This window comes from Streptococcus mitis (genome assembly GCF_946190155.1).
Lineage (GTDB): Bacteria > Bacillota > Bacilli > Lactobacillales > Streptococcaceae > Streptococcus > Streptococcus mitis_CL.
The window spans coordinates 1-473 of record NZ_CAMHZL010000021.1 but is presented as its reverse complement, the minus strand read 5'-3'; the positions used below and the strand labels follow the sequence as shown (position 1 = coordinate 473).

Here is a 473-nt window from a genome sequence, read left to right as displayed (position 1 = left end):
ACTCCACAACCAAACACACCAGTCAATCCAGGACAACCAGATAGCCCACGTTGGCCAGGAACCGTTGAAAACTTGGATAACAAGGAAAGTGTTAGCCGTACCATCCATTATGTTTACGAAGATGGAAGTAAAGCTAAGGATGATGTGGTTGAAACACTGAACTTCAAACGTTGGAGCAATGTCAACTTGGTAACAGGTCATATTGACTTCCAAGACTGGACAACCAATGATGATACGTTTGATAAAGTGGTCTCTCCAACCATCGCAGGTTACACAGCGGATAAATCAGAAATCCCAGCTGTAAGTGGAGTTCAAGCGAAAGACCAAGACCGTGTTGAAACAGTTACTTACCGTAAGGATGCTCAAAAAGCAATTATCCGTTACGTAAGCACTAACGGTAACCGTGTTCTCACAACAGATGAAGTGACAGGTAAGTCAGGTGAAGCCATTGCCTACAGCACAACAAGTCAAAT

Annotated in this window: 1 protein-coding gene; it reads left to right on the top strand. The window is 43.6% G+C overall.

Translation table 11 applies throughout. From position 1 onward, the window contains the following. Positions 1-473 (top strand): mucin-binding protein (locus N8O80_RS09515; RefSeq protein ID WP_261028114.1); only part of this gene is annotated, 473 nt, incomplete at both ends.